General features: G+C 55.8%; 10 protein-coding genes. 3 read left to right on the forward strand and 7 right to left on the reverse strand.

The window, feature by feature from the left end:
- Positions 1–201: 201 nt before the first annotated feature.
- Together EMQ_RS03075 and EMQ_RS03080 are read left to right on the forward strand one after the other, a co-directional pair.
- Positions 202–888 carry a carbonic anhydrase gene (locus EMQ_RS03075; protein WP_010668520.1) on the forward strand — a complete coding sequence of 229 codons (687 nt, stop codon included), beginning with the start codon at positions 202–204 and terminating at the stop codon, positions 886–888.
- A 144-nt stretch (positions 889–1,032) separates the two neighbouring features.
- Positions 1,033–1,803: an endonuclease/exonuclease/phosphatase family protein gene (locus EMQ_RS03080; protein WP_231368012.1), complete on the forward strand. Its 771-nt coding sequence runs from the start codon at positions 1,033–1,035 to the stop codon at positions 1,801–1,803.
- A 26-nt stretch (positions 1,804–1,829) separates the two neighbouring features.
- Here EMQ_RS03080 and EMQ_RS03085 read toward each other — a convergent pair whose 3' ends face one another.
- The 5 genes from EMQ_RS03085 to EMQ_RS03105 form a co-directional block, all read right to left on the reverse strand.
- On the reverse strand, positions 1,830–2,753 hold the full coding sequence (locus EMQ_RS03085) for a transglutaminase family protein (protein ID WP_010666948.1): 924 nt from the start codon (positions 2,751–2,753) through the stop codon (positions 1,830–1,832).
- Entirely contained in the window at positions 2,750–5,374 is a 2,625-nt protein-coding gene (locus EMQ_RS03090; RefSeq protein ID WP_010666949.1) for a circularly permuted type 2 ATP-grasp protein, read from the reverse strand. Before EMQ_RS03090 ends, EMQ_RS03085 begins: the two co-directional genes overlap by 4 nt.
- 92 nt (positions 5,375–5,466) lie before the next feature.
- Positions 5,467–6,561, reverse strand: coding sequence for a zinc-binding metallopeptidase family protein (locus tag EMQ_RS03095; protein ID WP_010666950.1), 1,095 nt, complete (start codon positions 6,559–6,561; stop codon positions 5,467–5,469).
- A 125-nt stretch (positions 6,562–6,686) separates the two neighbouring features.
- Complete coding sequence (locus tag EMQ_RS03100; protein WP_132012076.1) at positions 6,687–8,105, reverse strand: pilus assembly protein TadG-related protein; 1,419 nt, start codon at positions 8,103–8,105, stop codon at positions 6,687–6,689.
- Between the two features lie 165 nt (positions 8,106–8,270).
- Positions 8,271–11,678 carry a transglutaminase family protein gene (locus EMQ_RS03105; protein ID WP_018308481.1) on the reverse strand — a complete coding sequence of 1,136 codons (3,408 nt, stop codon included), beginning with the start codon at positions 11,676–11,678 and terminating at the stop codon, positions 8,271–8,273.
- 149 nt (positions 11,679–11,827) lie between these two features.
- Here EMQ_RS03105 and EMQ_RS03110 point away from each other — a divergent pair, with 149 nt between their 5' ends.
- A complete protein-coding gene (locus tag EMQ_RS03110) occupies positions 11,828–12,574 on the forward strand; it encodes a phosphohydrolase (protein ID WP_010668191.1) in 747 nt (248 codons plus the stop codon).
- A 428-nt stretch (positions 12,575–13,002) separates the two neighbouring features.
- Here EMQ_RS03110 and EMQ_RS03115 read toward each other — a convergent pair whose 3' ends face one another.
- A complete protein-coding gene (locus tag EMQ_RS03115) occupies positions 13,003–15,201 on the reverse strand; it encodes a pyrroloquinoline quinone-dependent dehydrogenase (protein ID WP_026200249.1) in 2,199 nt (732 codons plus the stop codon).
- Positions 15,201–15,584, reverse strand: coding sequence for a hypothetical protein (locus EMQ_RS03120; RefSeq protein WP_010667299.1), 384 nt, complete (start codon positions 15,582–15,584; stop codon positions 15,201–15,203). The genes EMQ_RS03115 and EMQ_RS03120 overlap by 1 nt, the downstream gene beginning before the upstream one ends.
- Positions 15,585–15,614: the final 30 nt, after the last annotated feature.

Genomic DNA, 15,614 nt, shown 5'->3' on the forward strand with positions numbered 1-15,614 from the left:
GCGGGATACGCCGGACAGGACAAGCGAAACCATTGCCGGATTGTCAACGTCTTCCTGTGCATTATGTCATAGCTGTTGCGCCGCAATAATTTTTCCTATCGTCGGAAACCTGACGATCCTTCGGAGTTTTAAAACACAGGCGCGGCGTGCTACGCTGACGTCAGGATATGCAGCTTTTTCCTTATTATAGAGAGGGTCACAATGGCCGCCACCAGCGCCAGAGAAAGTCTCATTGCCCTTCTGCGCGGCGTTGAAAAGTTCAACACCGAAGTTTTCCCTGAAAAACAGAATCTTTTTCAAGGGCTGGCAGAGGGACAATCTCCCAGCACACTGTTCATCACCTGTGCAGACAGCCGGGTAAACCCCACTCTCATCACCCAGACGGATCCAGGCAACCTTTTCGTTCTGCGCAACATCGGCAATATCGTCCCGGCCTACGGGGAAATGCTCGGAGGCGTCTCATCGGCGATTGAATACGCCGTTCAGGCGCTGGGAGTTTCCAGTATCATCGTCTGCGGCCATTCCAACTGCGGCGCCATGATGGGACTGCTCGACCCCGATCCGTCCAAGCTGGACAAGATGCCTACGGTCAAATCCTGGCTCCGCAACGCAGAAGCAGCAAAAGCTGTCGTTGGTGCGCTCAACAGCACCGATGTTGGACCAGCTGCTGTCCGCAGTCTCGCGGAACAGAATGTGCTGTTGCAGATTTCTCACCTCCGCACGCATCCATCGGTTGCGGCAGCTCTTGCGCAGAACAAGCTGATCCTTCAGGGCTGGTTTTATGATATCGGAACAGGTGAAGTGCTGGTTCTGGACGAACAGTCCCGCAAGACCATCTCGATTGACGAAGCCATTGACCATCTTGAAGAGACCAAAACACCCGCCTGAGCTTATGTTTCCCTGATGACAGGATCTATCCTTCTGATGGGAAAATACCTGTCCAGATCGCGTATTTTGGTAAGTCTTATCTGGCTGGCGGTGCTTTTTCCACAGAAAGGGCGTTGCCAGCCACTTCGTATTACAACCTGGAATATGAGCTGGCTCACACCGCGCGCCGCTCTTGATCCAGCATTACCGGAAGACATCTATCATCGGTCGCCTGCAGATATTCAGCGTCTGAGCGATTATGCGCGACGTGTTGATGCTGATATCATTGGATTTCAGGAAGTTGACGGTCCGCAGATTGCCGCCCGCGTTTTCCCTGCGACGCGGTATCATATTTATATGACCAATGATCCGGTCGTGCAGCGCGTGGGTCTCGCCATAAGAAATTCTCTCTCAGTCGAGCGGCACCCTGATCTTACCGATCTGAATGTCTATCCTCCCTCTGCTCCACATCCTCTGCGTAGCGGTCTGGATGTAACAGTTTCAGACGGAAAAGCTTCTCTCCGTATTCTCGTTCTGCATCTTAAAACGGGATGTTGGGACAATCCCCCAAACGAGAGCAAACATGCCTGTCCGACTTTGCGGCGTCAGTTCGAAATCCTCTCAGACTGGATTCTGGAACGACAGGATGAGGGAGAATCCTTCGCCATCATGGGGGACTTCAACAGAAGAATGACGCCGGGCGATCCACTTTTCCATGAGCTTTCACAGCCCTCCCCACTCCTTCTGACAACAGCAGGGAAGGCCAGCCCATGCTGGGGCGGCGAATATTTCATTGATCATATTCTTCTGGGTGGCCAAGCCAGAAACTGGCTCATTCCTGACAGCCTACGGGTCATGACATTCAAGGGCGCGGGAGACACACCCAAAAATACTTCTGACCATTGCCCTGTTTCCGTCGAACTTTCATTTCCCTGAGCACCACCGCCCGGAATGAAAACTTCTCAGGCCGTTTCCCGTGTTGGAAAGGCTCCAAGTTTCATCAGCGCCGGGTCGCGTTCCCATTCATCAAGTGGAACAAGATCCACCCCGACACGCAACACATCGCCACCACCACCGAGAATCAATCCACGAACCGGGCTGATATCGGCGTAGTCCCGGCCCCAGCCGAGAATCACATGCTCATCACGAACGACAATGCCATTGGTCGGATCGAGGCCAATCCATCCCGTCTCCGGCCCAAGCCAGACACCAACCCACGCGTGAGAAACATCAGCACCAAGCCGCCGCTTCTGCCCCGCAACCGGTCTGGTACGAATATACCCGGACATGTAGCGGGCAGGCAGCCCCAGCCAGCGTAACCCGCTCAGCATGAGGTGGGTAAAGTCCTGACATACCCCTTCTCGACGCTGAAGCACTTCATCCGGCGTTGTGCGCAGGTTTGTCACTCCAGACCGAAAGCGGAATTCCTTATAGACCCGCTCATTCAGTGCGAGCAGCCCTTGGAGCGCCGGCTGACCGGGAGGAAAATCCCGCGCCACATACTCTCCCACGAGTCGGGAAGGCCCACCCATCGGACCACCGAAAAGATACTGTGAAACATCAGCATCCTGCGCTGCCAGAAACGCTATCTCTTCCCAGGCCAGCGTGCTGTCGGCAGGCGGAGGTTCCGGAAAATGCACGTCGACGTCCGACAGGGCGACAATATCAAAATGAGAGTGTGGCGCTTCATGGAACAGCCACACGATCCGATTGCCGAAATGATCGGTCCCCGATTCACGCCGAACGGGCAGAGGATTACATTCCAGCTGAGTACGCAGAACTGTCTGGCCGGGACAGTCACGCGGCGTCAGATGCAGGATATGGGCCGCCAGATCCACCGGATGTCCATAAGTGTAGGACGTCGTGTGCCGGACACGGTAGATCATGTCAGGGCCCCATCCATATCGATGGCAGTCTCATTTCCGATGCCGACAAGCCGGGGCGAATTGAGGACGGAGAAATAGCTTCGGCCTATCCGCTCGGAAAGCTGCAGAACGGCTGCCTGCATATCTTTCAGAGCCAGAGGCAGCGCAGCAGTGGCTGCATCCTGGCTGGAAGCGGAGACAACCGAAGCCACCATCTCGGCCAGTGTTGTGCGGATGTTTTCTGCCATATCCGCCAACTCATAGGACGCGGATCGCTGTGCTTCAGGCACGAAAGGACTGTCCGAGGCCAGTCCGGCCAGAGAGTCACGCAGGGCAGCGAGTTGATAGGCCGCGCCACGCGGATTGTCTTCATCAAGCAGAAGGAGATCCAGCACGGGCGCAGGCTGAACCACTCCGAAATAGCGGGAGCGGTAGGTAATCACACTATCGCAGAGCTGCAGCATCAGACGCAGCGCAGCTTCCATACGCCCACGCTGATACACATCCGGCTGCTCAAGAACGCCGGAGCAGATGAGAAGCACGGAAGACACACGCTCAATCCTTCGTCCCAGATCGAGAAACTGACGCCCGCCGGACAGAACCATGCTTTCCGCAGCGAATCCGGACAAGGTGGCAGAATACAGCAGCAACTCACTCGTGAGTCCCGAAAGCTGATCCAGCATGCGGGCTGGATCAGAACGACGAGGACGCTGGTCGATCATTTTGAGGATCTCGCCTCCCCGGTGGGAGATGAAATCACGGACGTCCTGGGTCAGCCTGTCAACCAGTTCCGGCACAAGGCGTATGATCTTTCTCAGCACACGGGCAAAGAAACCATCAGAACCCCCAATGGCGAACAGTCCGCGGACCGTCCCCGCATAGCCATAGGCTGCAACAGGCGCTTCCTGCACAAGTCCCATGGCGCGCATCTGCCGCATCAGAACAGCGATGTCCGCAAGTTCTCTCGGAGAAGGCTCCGTGCCGGACATATGCGTCATGATAACACGCAGGAGACGAGCGCCGCTTTCTATCTGCTCGAGGTAACGTCCCAGCCAGAAAAAATCGTCGGCAGCCCGGCTGGGCAGGTCGCCCTGCGACCGGCGGATGGCCAGAGGATAGGGAGCGGAAAATGATGTTTCCTGAAGAGAGAAATTCTCATCCACCATCACCCAGACATCCTTGGTGATCTGATTCTCTCCGATCGGACCGGCCGTAACAGCCTCTCCGGCATCAAACACACGGCACACACCGCCTGGCAGAACCGACCAGCCATTCTCATCCTGAATCGCAAACATGCGCAGAACGATGGGCCGGGGCACGATTTCCTTATCACCGACACAGGGGGACAGGGACGCCAGCGGTTCGCGACAGGCGATATAACGCCACGGCTCCTTGCAGACCTTTTCCCACAGATTCTTGCGCTGCTTCTCATCCAGCGCTGCCAGTCGCTGGACCGGAAGCTCCTCCCCGATGGCGGACGCAACGGCCCAGTAGCCGGTTGTCTCCTGAGGAGACTGAGATCGTCCGAACAGAAGCTGCTCAAGAAAAATCTGATTATCCGGCTGCCCGAGCCAGAGACTGTCCACATTCTCCAGTCGGAGCGTTTCCCCGAAAAGCCGTGAGGCAATATCAGGCAGAAACGACTGCACACCGAGGGCTTCGACAAAGCCGGCCCGGGGGTCATTGATCAGCCTCACAGACCCGTTGCGCGCCGCATCGAGCAGGCCTGACACACCCGCCGATCCCGACGTCCCTTCCAGCTCAAGCGGATCAATCGAATCGCCGTTCTGCCGGACAAGGAGAACATCGATCTTTCTCAGGCCACGGACAGTCTTGAGCCACAGGGCTCCTTCCCGAACAGTGAGATCACCCGCCTCTACCAGCGTGCATCCCAGCTCCCGCGCAAGAATAACGTGCTCGCTCCAGAAAGGACTGGATGGTCCGGGGGTCAACAACGCCGGATTGGCTGTCTCACCAACGCCTGTCTTCTGAACGCTGTCCTGCCAGCACTCAAGAAAAGGACGGAGTCTCTGCAACGCCACGCCAGCAAACAGCTCGGGAATCGCCCGTGTCATCTGCCGGCGATTTTCCAGAGCGAGGCCAATCCCGTTGCCCTGTCGGACCCGGTCGGCCAGCACACGCCATTGTCCGTCGGCTTCCCGCACGAGATCCACGGCATAGGATGATATGAATTGATGTCCGACCGACCGAAGGGCATCCACCGTTCCGCAGCGCAGAAAGCCCTTGTTGGCCCATACCAGCGCTGGTGGCAGGAGGTGATCGACCAGCACGTTCCGCTCGCCGTAAACGTCTCGCAAAAGCGCTTCCTGCAGACGGGCTCGCTGGATGATCCCTGCCTCCAGCGCACTGAACTCATCCGCCTTCAGTAACAACGGAATCGGGTCACACTGCGCTCCGATAAAATTGTTCCTCCCCTGATTGTCCAGCGTTTCTCCTGGACCGGAAAATGAGGAGGATGACAGAGCCCCGGTCTGATCAGCCAAAGCCAATGCTATCTGCTGCTGCCGCGCCCGAAGTTCCTGATGCCCAAGATCAGAAATGGCGCTCAGAAGACGTCGCCACTGGGGGCGTACGCCTCCGTGACCATTCACCATCTCATCAATTGGAATCGCGCCGTTCATCCGATCGGTTCTAGGGTGTCACACTCTCCCCATGCAATCCTGCAGTGAAGAATGGAGCAGGTTTCCTTCATGAAATCAGGCAAAACAAGGACTTACTGTGGCGCAGGCGCAACGGGTACCAAAGGCAACCCATGCACAAGGTCATGCACGAAGCGCAGCTTTTCCGCGATGGTAGGGGTAATCACAAAAGGATACATATCTGGTTGCCCCATTGAACGATTCAGTGCGTTCACTGCCAGAGTCAGCGGAGGCCAGGCCACCAGCAACTCCTTGAAGCTGGTGGCAGCGTAGGTATCGAAGTTGAAGGCATGCGACAGGCTGCCATCCTTCGCCACAGTCGGACTTACAGCCACACCGAAGGCCACAGCCGTCTGAAGCGTGTCCACGATGTGCAGATAGTGCGCCCATGTCTCCGCGAAATCTTCCCACGGATGTGTTGTGGCATAGGAACTGACGTAATTCTCCTGCCAGCCAGCTGGTGGACCGTTCTCGTAATGCTGCTGAAGAGCCATTCCATAATCCTGCGTGTGATCGCCGAACAGGGTGCGGCAGGCCTTTTCATTGCCCGCATCACGCACGAGAATGTTCCAGTAGAAATGCCCTACTTCATGTCGGAAATGCCCCAGCAGTGTGCGGTAATACTCTTCCATTTTCACCCGCATTTTTTCACGCTCAGCATCATCCGCCTCACGCAAGGCAATGGTGATGATCCCTTCATCATGGCCTGTCATGACTTTCCCCTCCCCGTTTTCCGGGTCTTCAGGGAAATTGAACACCAATCCGCCTGTCGGGTTCTCGGCACGGGTGGGTATGGGAAGATTGAGCAGAAGCAGACTATAAAACAGGCGATGTTTGGCCTGCTCCAGTCGCCGCCACAGCTCCTGATTTCCTGCCTTGGTCAGATCGGGAATGACGTGGTTATAACGACACGCCACGCACAGTACATCTGCGCTCCCTTCAGGAACAAGCCAGTTGCAAACATCATATTCTGCGTTTGTACAGAGAAAACGGAGCGGTGCATCAACTCCATCCCCTATGGCAAGCCAGCCCTTGTCATCCGCAGCAGGTTCAAGCGCCAAAAGTCTGCTCGTTTCAGTACAGTAACCCAGCCTGTGACCGCAGCTTTCACAGTATGTATTTTCAAAGAAAAGAACCTGACCGCAACTCTGGCAACTGAACAGCTTCATGCTAGCCTGACTTTCATCCACATCGACAAGTCGATGAACGCACACAAGACAGTTTTGTTGCCAATTAGCGTTGGATAATTTGCCTTTCTCACATGACAACAAAAATTATCTTTGTAAGATTTTCGTCACTTGGTAAGCCTGAGGGAGGTGTCAGTAACGATTTTATTAAAAACAGATGAAAATGCCTGTTTTATTTCTGTGCCATCACTCGCTTCGAAATAGTAATCATCGCTTGTTGCACAATCCTGCACGGCCGCCTGCATGGATCCGGCACCACTATCGGGCATAGACCCGAAATACTCAGTGAACCAGGAAGAGCTTTCATCGATATAATAAGGTGTCCAGACAGAAAAAATCTTTACATTCATATTTTTAAGAGTTGTACAGCCTGACCCGAAATCAGTTGTAACGTTTCGATATGCCAGCGAATTATTATTGACATATGTGTCGGAAGTACCGTCAGACAAAAACACTACATAGGTCGTCATCTTGTCTGCAGAAGAACCATCTCCAACATTTGTCAGATGGGACACAACGTAGTTCAGGGCATCTGCCGTTTTTGTATAACCACCGTTATAAACATCAAGTTCTGTTCCATACATACCTGTCGCCGTACTATTATGACTGTTGATATATGGGGTAGAATCTTCCGCATCCACAGAAGACAGGGCAGACGAAATCTCGGACTGGTCAGAAGTTGGCGCAAGAACCTGTTCTATCTGCGTTCCAAAAGTAATCATACTGATCAAAAAATGATTTGAGGCATTTTCTGACAAATCAGATATTTGCGAAGCGAGGTCGGACAACGCAGATTGCACATAGTCAATTTTCAGATCAAGTCCGTTGGTTTGTGCATAGGCACGCATATTGCAGGCGGGCAAAGTCTGGGAAGACCCTGTCTGCGTTGTACATTTTATTGATTTGATGCTGTCGTAATAACCATGAGTATCATGGCAGGCAAAAGCGCAATGAGCTGGTGTATTGAGCAAGGCATTGATGACTTCCTGCGTGCCTCCGACTGTCATGGAGTTTGAAACATCCACAAGAAAGACTATCTGCACATAGGTCTGCCCGGCTGTCACACTTGCGGTCGATGATACACTAACCACCCCGCTCATGGTCGGAAGCAAATTGGCCATAACGAACTTGGTTGCAGAACTCAGGCCTACTGTTACAGCACTGGAATAACCTCCGTTACTGCTATACGTTACAGTTGCAGTCGGAATATCCGACAATCCAGCACCAGCAGCATTTGCATTCACTGTCGCCTGGGCAACAGTTTCAGCTACAGTCTGAGCATTGCTTTGGGCATTACTCCCTCCAGAAGCCAGACTTTCATTCGCGGCCTTCGCTGCCTTGAGCGCAGCTGCATCAGCAATACTTTGAAGTCGGGTTTTCGTATTGATGATTGCGCCCACGTTGATTGCGACGGACACCCCAATCATTATCGTAAACATGGCTGCTGCCGCAAGAATCGCGACACCACCTTGTCTCGCCTTGAGAAAAGAAATCTCACCCACCAAGAGTTTTTTTAAATAGGACACAAGAAAGTCCTATATGAGCGATGTTTACAAAATATTTATTTCAAAAGACCTGCCTCTTCAAAGCAGCGAAGGCCACCCCAAAGGTGAATAACCGCTCTCTCAGGCCCCCAGAGAAAATATCAAGCCGACGGAACATCGGAAAACTGTTCCGCCGGGCATCTTTTCTCAGAATCTTCGGAGATCAAGCGTTCTTGGCTGCTCCATCGACCGTTCCACATGTGGCTCCGTCATGGTCCCTGGCGTGTGACCAAACGGGAAGAAACGAATACGACGACGCGCTTCCGCCTCGTTGGCGTTGACGGGCCGTGTCTCATAATTCCGGCCGCCCGGATGCGTGACGTGGTAGGTCAACCCGCCGACACTACGACCGGTCCAAGTGTCATAGATATCGAACACCAGCGGTGATTCCACTCCGATAGTCGGATGCAGGGAACTGGGCGGATTCCACGCCTTGAACCTTATGCCGCCGACATATTCACCCTGCCGTTGTGTGCCAGTCAGCGGCACGGCGCGTCCGTTACAGGCAAGAATGTAACGCTCGTCCACCCATCCGGAAACAAGAGCCTGCACACGTTCGACAGAACTATCAACATAACGCGCCGTGCCGCCCGCCGCAGGCTCCTCCGCAAGCGTGTTCCACGGTTCAAGCGCCGTGCGCAATTCCAGCGTCATGCCCAGTTCGGTGATGGAGCCGATTTCCGGGAAACGGAACTGGAAGTGTGGCTCAAACCATTCCTTCTCAAGCGGTGCACCAAGCATCCGCAATTCGTCAATGGCGTCACCGAAGTCCTGCCTGACAAAATGCGGCAACATGAAATCATCATGCAGACGAGTTCCCCAGCGCACCAGACGCCGTTCGTAAGGCTTGCTCCAGAACGCCGCGATCGCCGCACGCATAAGCAGCACCTGCGCTGCCGACATACGGTGATGGGGCGGCATTTCGAACGCACGGTATTCCATCAGCCCGAGCCGGCCCGAACTGCTTTCCGGCGCATAGAGCTTATCGATGCAGAACTCGGTACGGTGCGTATTGCCGGTGATATCCGCAAACAGATTGCGGAACAGCCGGTCCGTCAGCCAGGGAGGCGTGAACACTTCCCGATTGACTTGGCGGAACGCGATTTCCAGTTCGTACAGAGCGTCCTGTCGCGCCTCGTCGATACGAGGATGTTGCGAACTCGGTCCAATGAACAGACCGCTGAACAGGTACGATAGCGATGGGTGGTTGTGCCAGAACCCGGCCAGCGACTTGAGCAGATCAGGCCGCCGCAGGAATGGACTGTCCTCGGCATTGGCCGCACCCATCACCACATGATTGCCGCCACCCGTGCCGACGTGCCGCCCGTCGAGCATGAACTTTTCCGCAATCAGCCCGACATTGCGGGCTTCCTCATAAAGCTGGCGGCTACGGGTCTCGTGCTCATCCCAGCTTGCCGCAGGATGCACATTGACCTCGATTACGCCCGGATCAGGAGTGATGGAGAAGGACAGCAGGCGCGGATCACGAGGCGGCGCATAGCCTTCCAGCACGACCTTGCGTCCAAACTCGGCAGCTGTTGCCTCAACTGCGGCGCAGAGATCCAGCCAGTCCTCCACGGCGTAAAGTGGCGGGAAGAAGACATGCAGGATGCCATCTCGGGACTCTACGGTCAGTGCTGTGCGAACGACATCCGGTTCCTCGCGATTGATCTCCAACAGATGTTCGCTGAGCGCCTTCTCGGTGCTGATCCGCCACGGCTTGCGCACAGGATAGGGCGGCAGCGCCGGAAGATCGGAAAGCTCGGCCATCGGACGTCCGGGAGGCGTTCCAGACCGGCTGATGAGGTCAGGCACAGCAGCGCCATAAACGTGCGAAGTGCGTCGCGCGAAAGCCGGATGAGGCGGCAGACGCGGATGTGGCGCAAAAGGATCAAGCGGGAAAGACTGATCGATATCGTCAATGTCTGCCCAGGGCAGGCTTTGCAGAGGCAGACGGAAGCCGATGGACGAATCACCGGGAACAAGGAAGATCGTATCGCCCCGCATGAACCAGCGGCCTGACTGCCAGCGGCGCACACCGTCCTGCACAACAACACGCAGCGGCAGGACTGAGCCGGATTCACGCGACAGCCCACGACTGAAGACACGCGCCAGACGGTCCCGCTCCAGCGGGTCGTTCAGCTTGGAGCCTTCCGCCAGCACGTTGGCCGGGAGACGATGCTCTTTCCAGAGATAGTAATGAATGTCTTCGTATGCCGGTGTGACGAGCTCCGGATCGACCTGCAATTTGCTCGCCAGAGACTGGGCAAACCGCCGTGCGTCATGTTCCGTGGCGTTATCGGTGTCGTCGTCCGAGGCAAGGAGGTTGCGGTTCAGCCAGACCGGCTCTCCGTCGCGTCTCCAATATGTCGTTAGTGCCCAGCGGGGAAGCTGTTCGCCCGGATAATGCTTGCCGAACAGGGTCATATAGGTCGAACCGGGCGACCAGATCGACATCAGACGCCGAAGCAGACGATTAGCGTAGGCCCGTTTGGTCGGGCCAAGCGCCTCGATATTCCATTCGGGCGCATCCATGTCATCGGCAGCAATAAAGGTCGGCTCGCCACCCATTGTCAGGCGGACATCACCTTTTTCAAGCTGACGGTCGACCGCCTCACCTGCAGCGAGAATGGCTTCCCATGTCTGCTCGTCATACGGTTTGGTCGTGCGTGGCGTTTCAGCGAGACGCTCCACCCGCATCTCAAAGCCGAACTCCGTTTCGCACAGATCGACACCACCGGAAATTGGTGCTGCCGAACCGGGCTCAGGCGTTGCAGCGAGAGGAATATGTCCCTCACCCGTCAGCATGCCGGACGTTGCGTCCAGACCAATCCAGCCCGCACCCGGGAGATAGACTTCGGCCCAGGCATGCAGGTCTGTGAAATCTTCAGTCGGCCCCGACGGACCCTCAAGAGGCTTCTCGTCCGCGACGAGCTGGATCAGGTATCCCGAGACAAAGCGTGCGGCATAACCAAGATTGCGAAGAAGCTGGACAAGCAGCCACGCGCTGTCACGGCAGGAACCCTTACCTTCCTCAAGCGTCTTTTCCGGAGACCAGACACCGGGCTCCATACGGACGATATAGCTGATACGCTTCTGGACCGCCTGATTAAGCGCCACCAGCATATCAACAGTGCGTTGTTTTTCCTTGGGAATTTCAGAGATCAGCGCCTTGAGCAGAGAACCGGCCGGTTCCAGTTTTCTGTAGGGAGCCAGTTCCTGATCAAGGACATGATCATATGTAAACGGCCATTCTTCCGCTTCCGGCTCAAGAAAGAAGTCGAACGGATTGATGGTCGCCATATCCGCGACAAGGTCAACGGTGACATCAAAATGCGTGACACGCTCAGGGAATACAACGCGCGCCTGCCAGTTGCCCGACGGATCCTGCATCCAGTTGGTAAAATGGGGCTTCGGTTCAATAGTCAGCGCGTAGGACAGAATGTTTGTCCTGGCGTGCGCCGCAGGTCTGAGGCGAATGACCTGAGGCCCCATCATAACAGGGCGGTCATAATGATACGTTGTCTTGTGAGTCAGCGCGACGTTCAGCGTCATCGTCATCTTTCCAGATCGGTCCCTCAGGGATTAAACTCCAGCTCTCGTCGCTTCGACAGCCCTTTTCGTTACGATTCTAAAAAAAATTAGTGATCTCTCCCGAAAGCGCCAACATTCTGGCGTGAACATCCCTGTCCAAAAGAGTCGAAATGCCTCCTTCCTCTGACCGGTCTGAAAAGCCCGATAGTGTCGTTCACGATCTGCTGGGATGGCGCTGCGAGGAGCTCCGGCCCGATGTCCGTGTGATTGTCAATGAGTCCGAGCCAGCCCTGACGCCGGATGTTGAACAGCGTGTTCAGACCATCTGGGACGACTCCCGAGCCCATCGCCCCACGCTTTTTAACGGCCGTATCTTCTGCATGGAGAGAATCACTCCAGACTGTATTGAAGGATACTGGACGGAATACCGCCGGGCTCTGGCGCAAATGGCGGACCCGACGATTTTCGGCGATATACCTCTGCATCAGTTGGCTGTTTGCGGCCTGCTCCGCTGCGCGAACGGTATCATTCTGGGCAGACGTCATCCTTCGTCCCTGTACCTTGGCGGCTTCTGGCAGTCACCGCCTGCGGGAACCGTTGAAATGCGGGAAGAAGGACAGCCTCTTTCGCTCACCGACCAGATTCTTGCGGAAGCAGAGGAGGAACTGGGGCTGACTTCGCAGGATGTCAGCACAGGTGCCCCTCGCCTCGCTGTCACCCATTCCAGAACCGCTATTGTCGATATCGGCATCCCGCTGATGACATCATTATCTTTTGCCGTCGTGAGAGAAAAATGGCTGTCAGGAGCCAACAGGGAATACGACCAGCTGACTGTGATTACCGATGATCAGATCGACAACTGGCGCCAGCGGGGGGACGTTCTGCCCACGACACGGGCCTTGCTGCACACGACATGATACCTTCTGTTACAGTTATGTTATTTTTTCATGTCTGGATTACGATTTTCGTTTACCACGCAGTCCTGTGATGTTAGATTTGGCACAGAATTAAGCCCCAACGAAACTGGAGCCCGTGCCATGGTCACCCGCATCGCCCGTTTTGTCTCGAATGGTCTAATTGCCGTTCTGGTGGCATCGAAGGATGAAGCTGGCATTCCGATGACTGCCACCGCCAAGTCGCAGCAGAAGCCCTTCTGAGGCTTTTGCTTGTGAACGACGTTTCTTCATAGAAACGATACACTCCGTCATCTGACTCCAACAAAAAACCTGCAGAGATGATCTGCGGGTTTTCTTTTATAGGTATTGTTTCAGATACCGTCCTGACAATGGAAGTTCTTCTTTTCACTCTGTCTGCCAGATAAAGCGAAAAGAAGAACAGGTCCCGTTCAGTGTGTATCAGGCAGAGCGTAGACAACCAGTTCATCGCTGATCGGTGTCATCATGAAGTGATGCCCGCCAGCCATGATCGCAACATACTGCTTGCCCTTGTACTCATACGTCATGGGCGTAGCCTGCCCACCGCCCGGCAGGACAGCATTCCAGACTTCCTTGCCTGTTTTCAGGTTGAAAGCGTGGATGAGGTTGTCGGTCGTGGCCGCCACAAACACCAGTCCGCTGGCGGTAATCACCGGACCGCCATTGTTCGGCGTACCGATTGTCAGCGGCAGATAGGTTGGAAGCCCCCACGGACCATTGGCCCGCGCACTTCCCAGCGGATGCTGCCAGAGCACTTTTCTGGTGTGCATGTCGATTGCCGTGATCATGCCGTACGGCGGCTTGTTGCACATCATGTGAGTGAATCGGTTCCAGAACGGTGTCACGACAATACCATAGGGCGTGTCGGCCATCGCGCCGTTTCCTTCAGCGCCACCTGCCTTGGGATTGAAATGCGGGCTGTCGATCGGCAGAAGACCCAGTTCATCGGCCTTGATACGATCCACAAGCTGGTCCCGCATCGGGGTGTTGTTCCAGTTGGCGATCAGGATGCCGGTTTTGGCGTCATACGCCATGCTGCCCCAGTCACTGCCGCCGTTGTAGCCAGGATATTCAATCCAGGGCTTGCTGATCTCGGGAGCCGTGAACTCACCCTCATATTTCGACTTACGGAACAGGATGCGGCAATAAAGCTGGTCGATAGGCGTCATGCCCCACATGTCGCTTTCCTTGAGATCAGGAAAACCGAGACGGGGCATGCCAACCGACCAGGGCTGGGTTGGAGACCGTGGGTCGTTCGGGACATCCGTGGCTGTCGGAGCAGGACGCTCCTCCACCGGCAGGATCGGCTTGCCTGTGCGACGATCCAGCACGAACGTCTGCCCACGCTTTGTCGGCACGATGAGCGCCGGAACAGTGCCATCCGCCGTTGGCATGTCGATCATGGTCGCCTGCGAGCCCATGTCGTAATCCCAGACATCCTTATGCACGGTCTGGAAGACCCAGCGCGGTGAGCCGGTCTTGACGTCGATGGCGACGATGGAAGAGGAGACAGCGTTTTCCTCGGGAGAACGCATGGCGCTGTAATAGTCGGCCGCAGCATTACCTGTCGGCACATAGACCAGCCCAAGAGCATTATCACCCGTCATCGCAGCCCAGGAATTCGGCGTGCCACGACTGTAATGTTCACCCTCTTTCGGCTCACCATGCTCGTTGGGACGGTTGACGTCCCATGCCCACAGGAAGCGTCCGGTTTCTGCATCGTATCCACGGATCACACCGGAAGGAGCCCAGCGACGCTGACCGTCAAGCACTTCCTGATTGGTCACAACCGCACCGTTTACGACCGGCACGGGAGCGGTAATGGAGACGAAGCCCGGCACCGACTCTCCCATGCCTTTCATGAGATTGACTTCGCCGTGATAGCCGAAGCCCTCACACTTCTGGCCGGTTTCCGCATCGACCTCGATAAGCCGCATATCCAGCGTGCCTTCGAGAATACGATTATGACAGGGCTGTCCCTCCGGAATGGTTGAAGACGTATAATACGTCACGCCTTTGCAGGCCGCCGTGTAGGGGATGCTTTCGTATTTGACGCCAGCCTTGAAGTGCCAGACTTCCTTGCCTGTGGCAGGATCGATCCGCATCATGTCGTTCATGGCGGAACACATGTAGAGTCCGTCACCGACCTTGATCGGCGTGGTCTCGGCGGCCCATTTGTTGGCCTGCCCCGGACCGGGTTTGCTGCCGGTGTGATAGATGAACGCCTGTTTCAGCTGGCTGACATTTTCAGGGGTGATCTGGTCAAGCGGCGAATAGCGGGTGCCGTTGCTGTCCCGACCGTAAGCCGCCCAGTCATCATGAGCCGGATTGCTGCTGGCCTGCTCGACTGCGGGAGTCGCCTCGCTGGGAGGAGCCGGAGGACCGTCCGGGATATTCCCCGCGTTTACACCGCTGGCCTGAGGAGCATTCGGAGGAGGCGCACCATACCAGCTTCCCGGATGCGGCAAAGCGCTCCGGCTGGTTCCATTTCCCTCGCCCGGTGGGTCTTCATTCTTGGATGGAACCTGAGCCCATGACGCCGTCACGGGAACAAGAAGAGACGGCAGCCCGCATATGATGGTTGCCGCCAGCAGAGTGGTTTTACGCATCATACCGCATGTCCTCTGAGAGATGTCTCGCGCTCGATGCGACGCAGAACCGGAATGGTGAGCAGAACAGCAATAGCGACGAGGCTTGGTCCGAACAGGCGGGGCAGAAGTCCCCAGCCATCCATTCCGACTTCCCAGAAAGCCCAAGGCCAGGTGCAAAGCCATGCGGCAAGATAAAGGAACGCTCCGGCAACACGCCCGAACACCATCAGGATGCCACCTGCGATGATCGCCGCTCCGAACAGCACGTAATATAAGGACCCACCCAGAACCGCGAGTTGCGCTCCCATGATGAGCAAAGGCAGTCCAAGCAGGACTATCAGAACGGCCACAGCAAATGTGGCCCACTCCGCCGCGCTTTTCGGACGGTGAACAGTTTCCATAGAAGATCTCCGACTGCGTTGACACGCTGA

The sequence above is a fragment of the Acetobacter aceti NBRC 14818 genome (assembly GCF_000193495.2).
GTDB classification, from domain to species: domain Bacteria; phylum Pseudomonadota; class Alphaproteobacteria; order Acetobacterales; family Acetobacteraceae; genus Acetobacter; species Acetobacter aceti.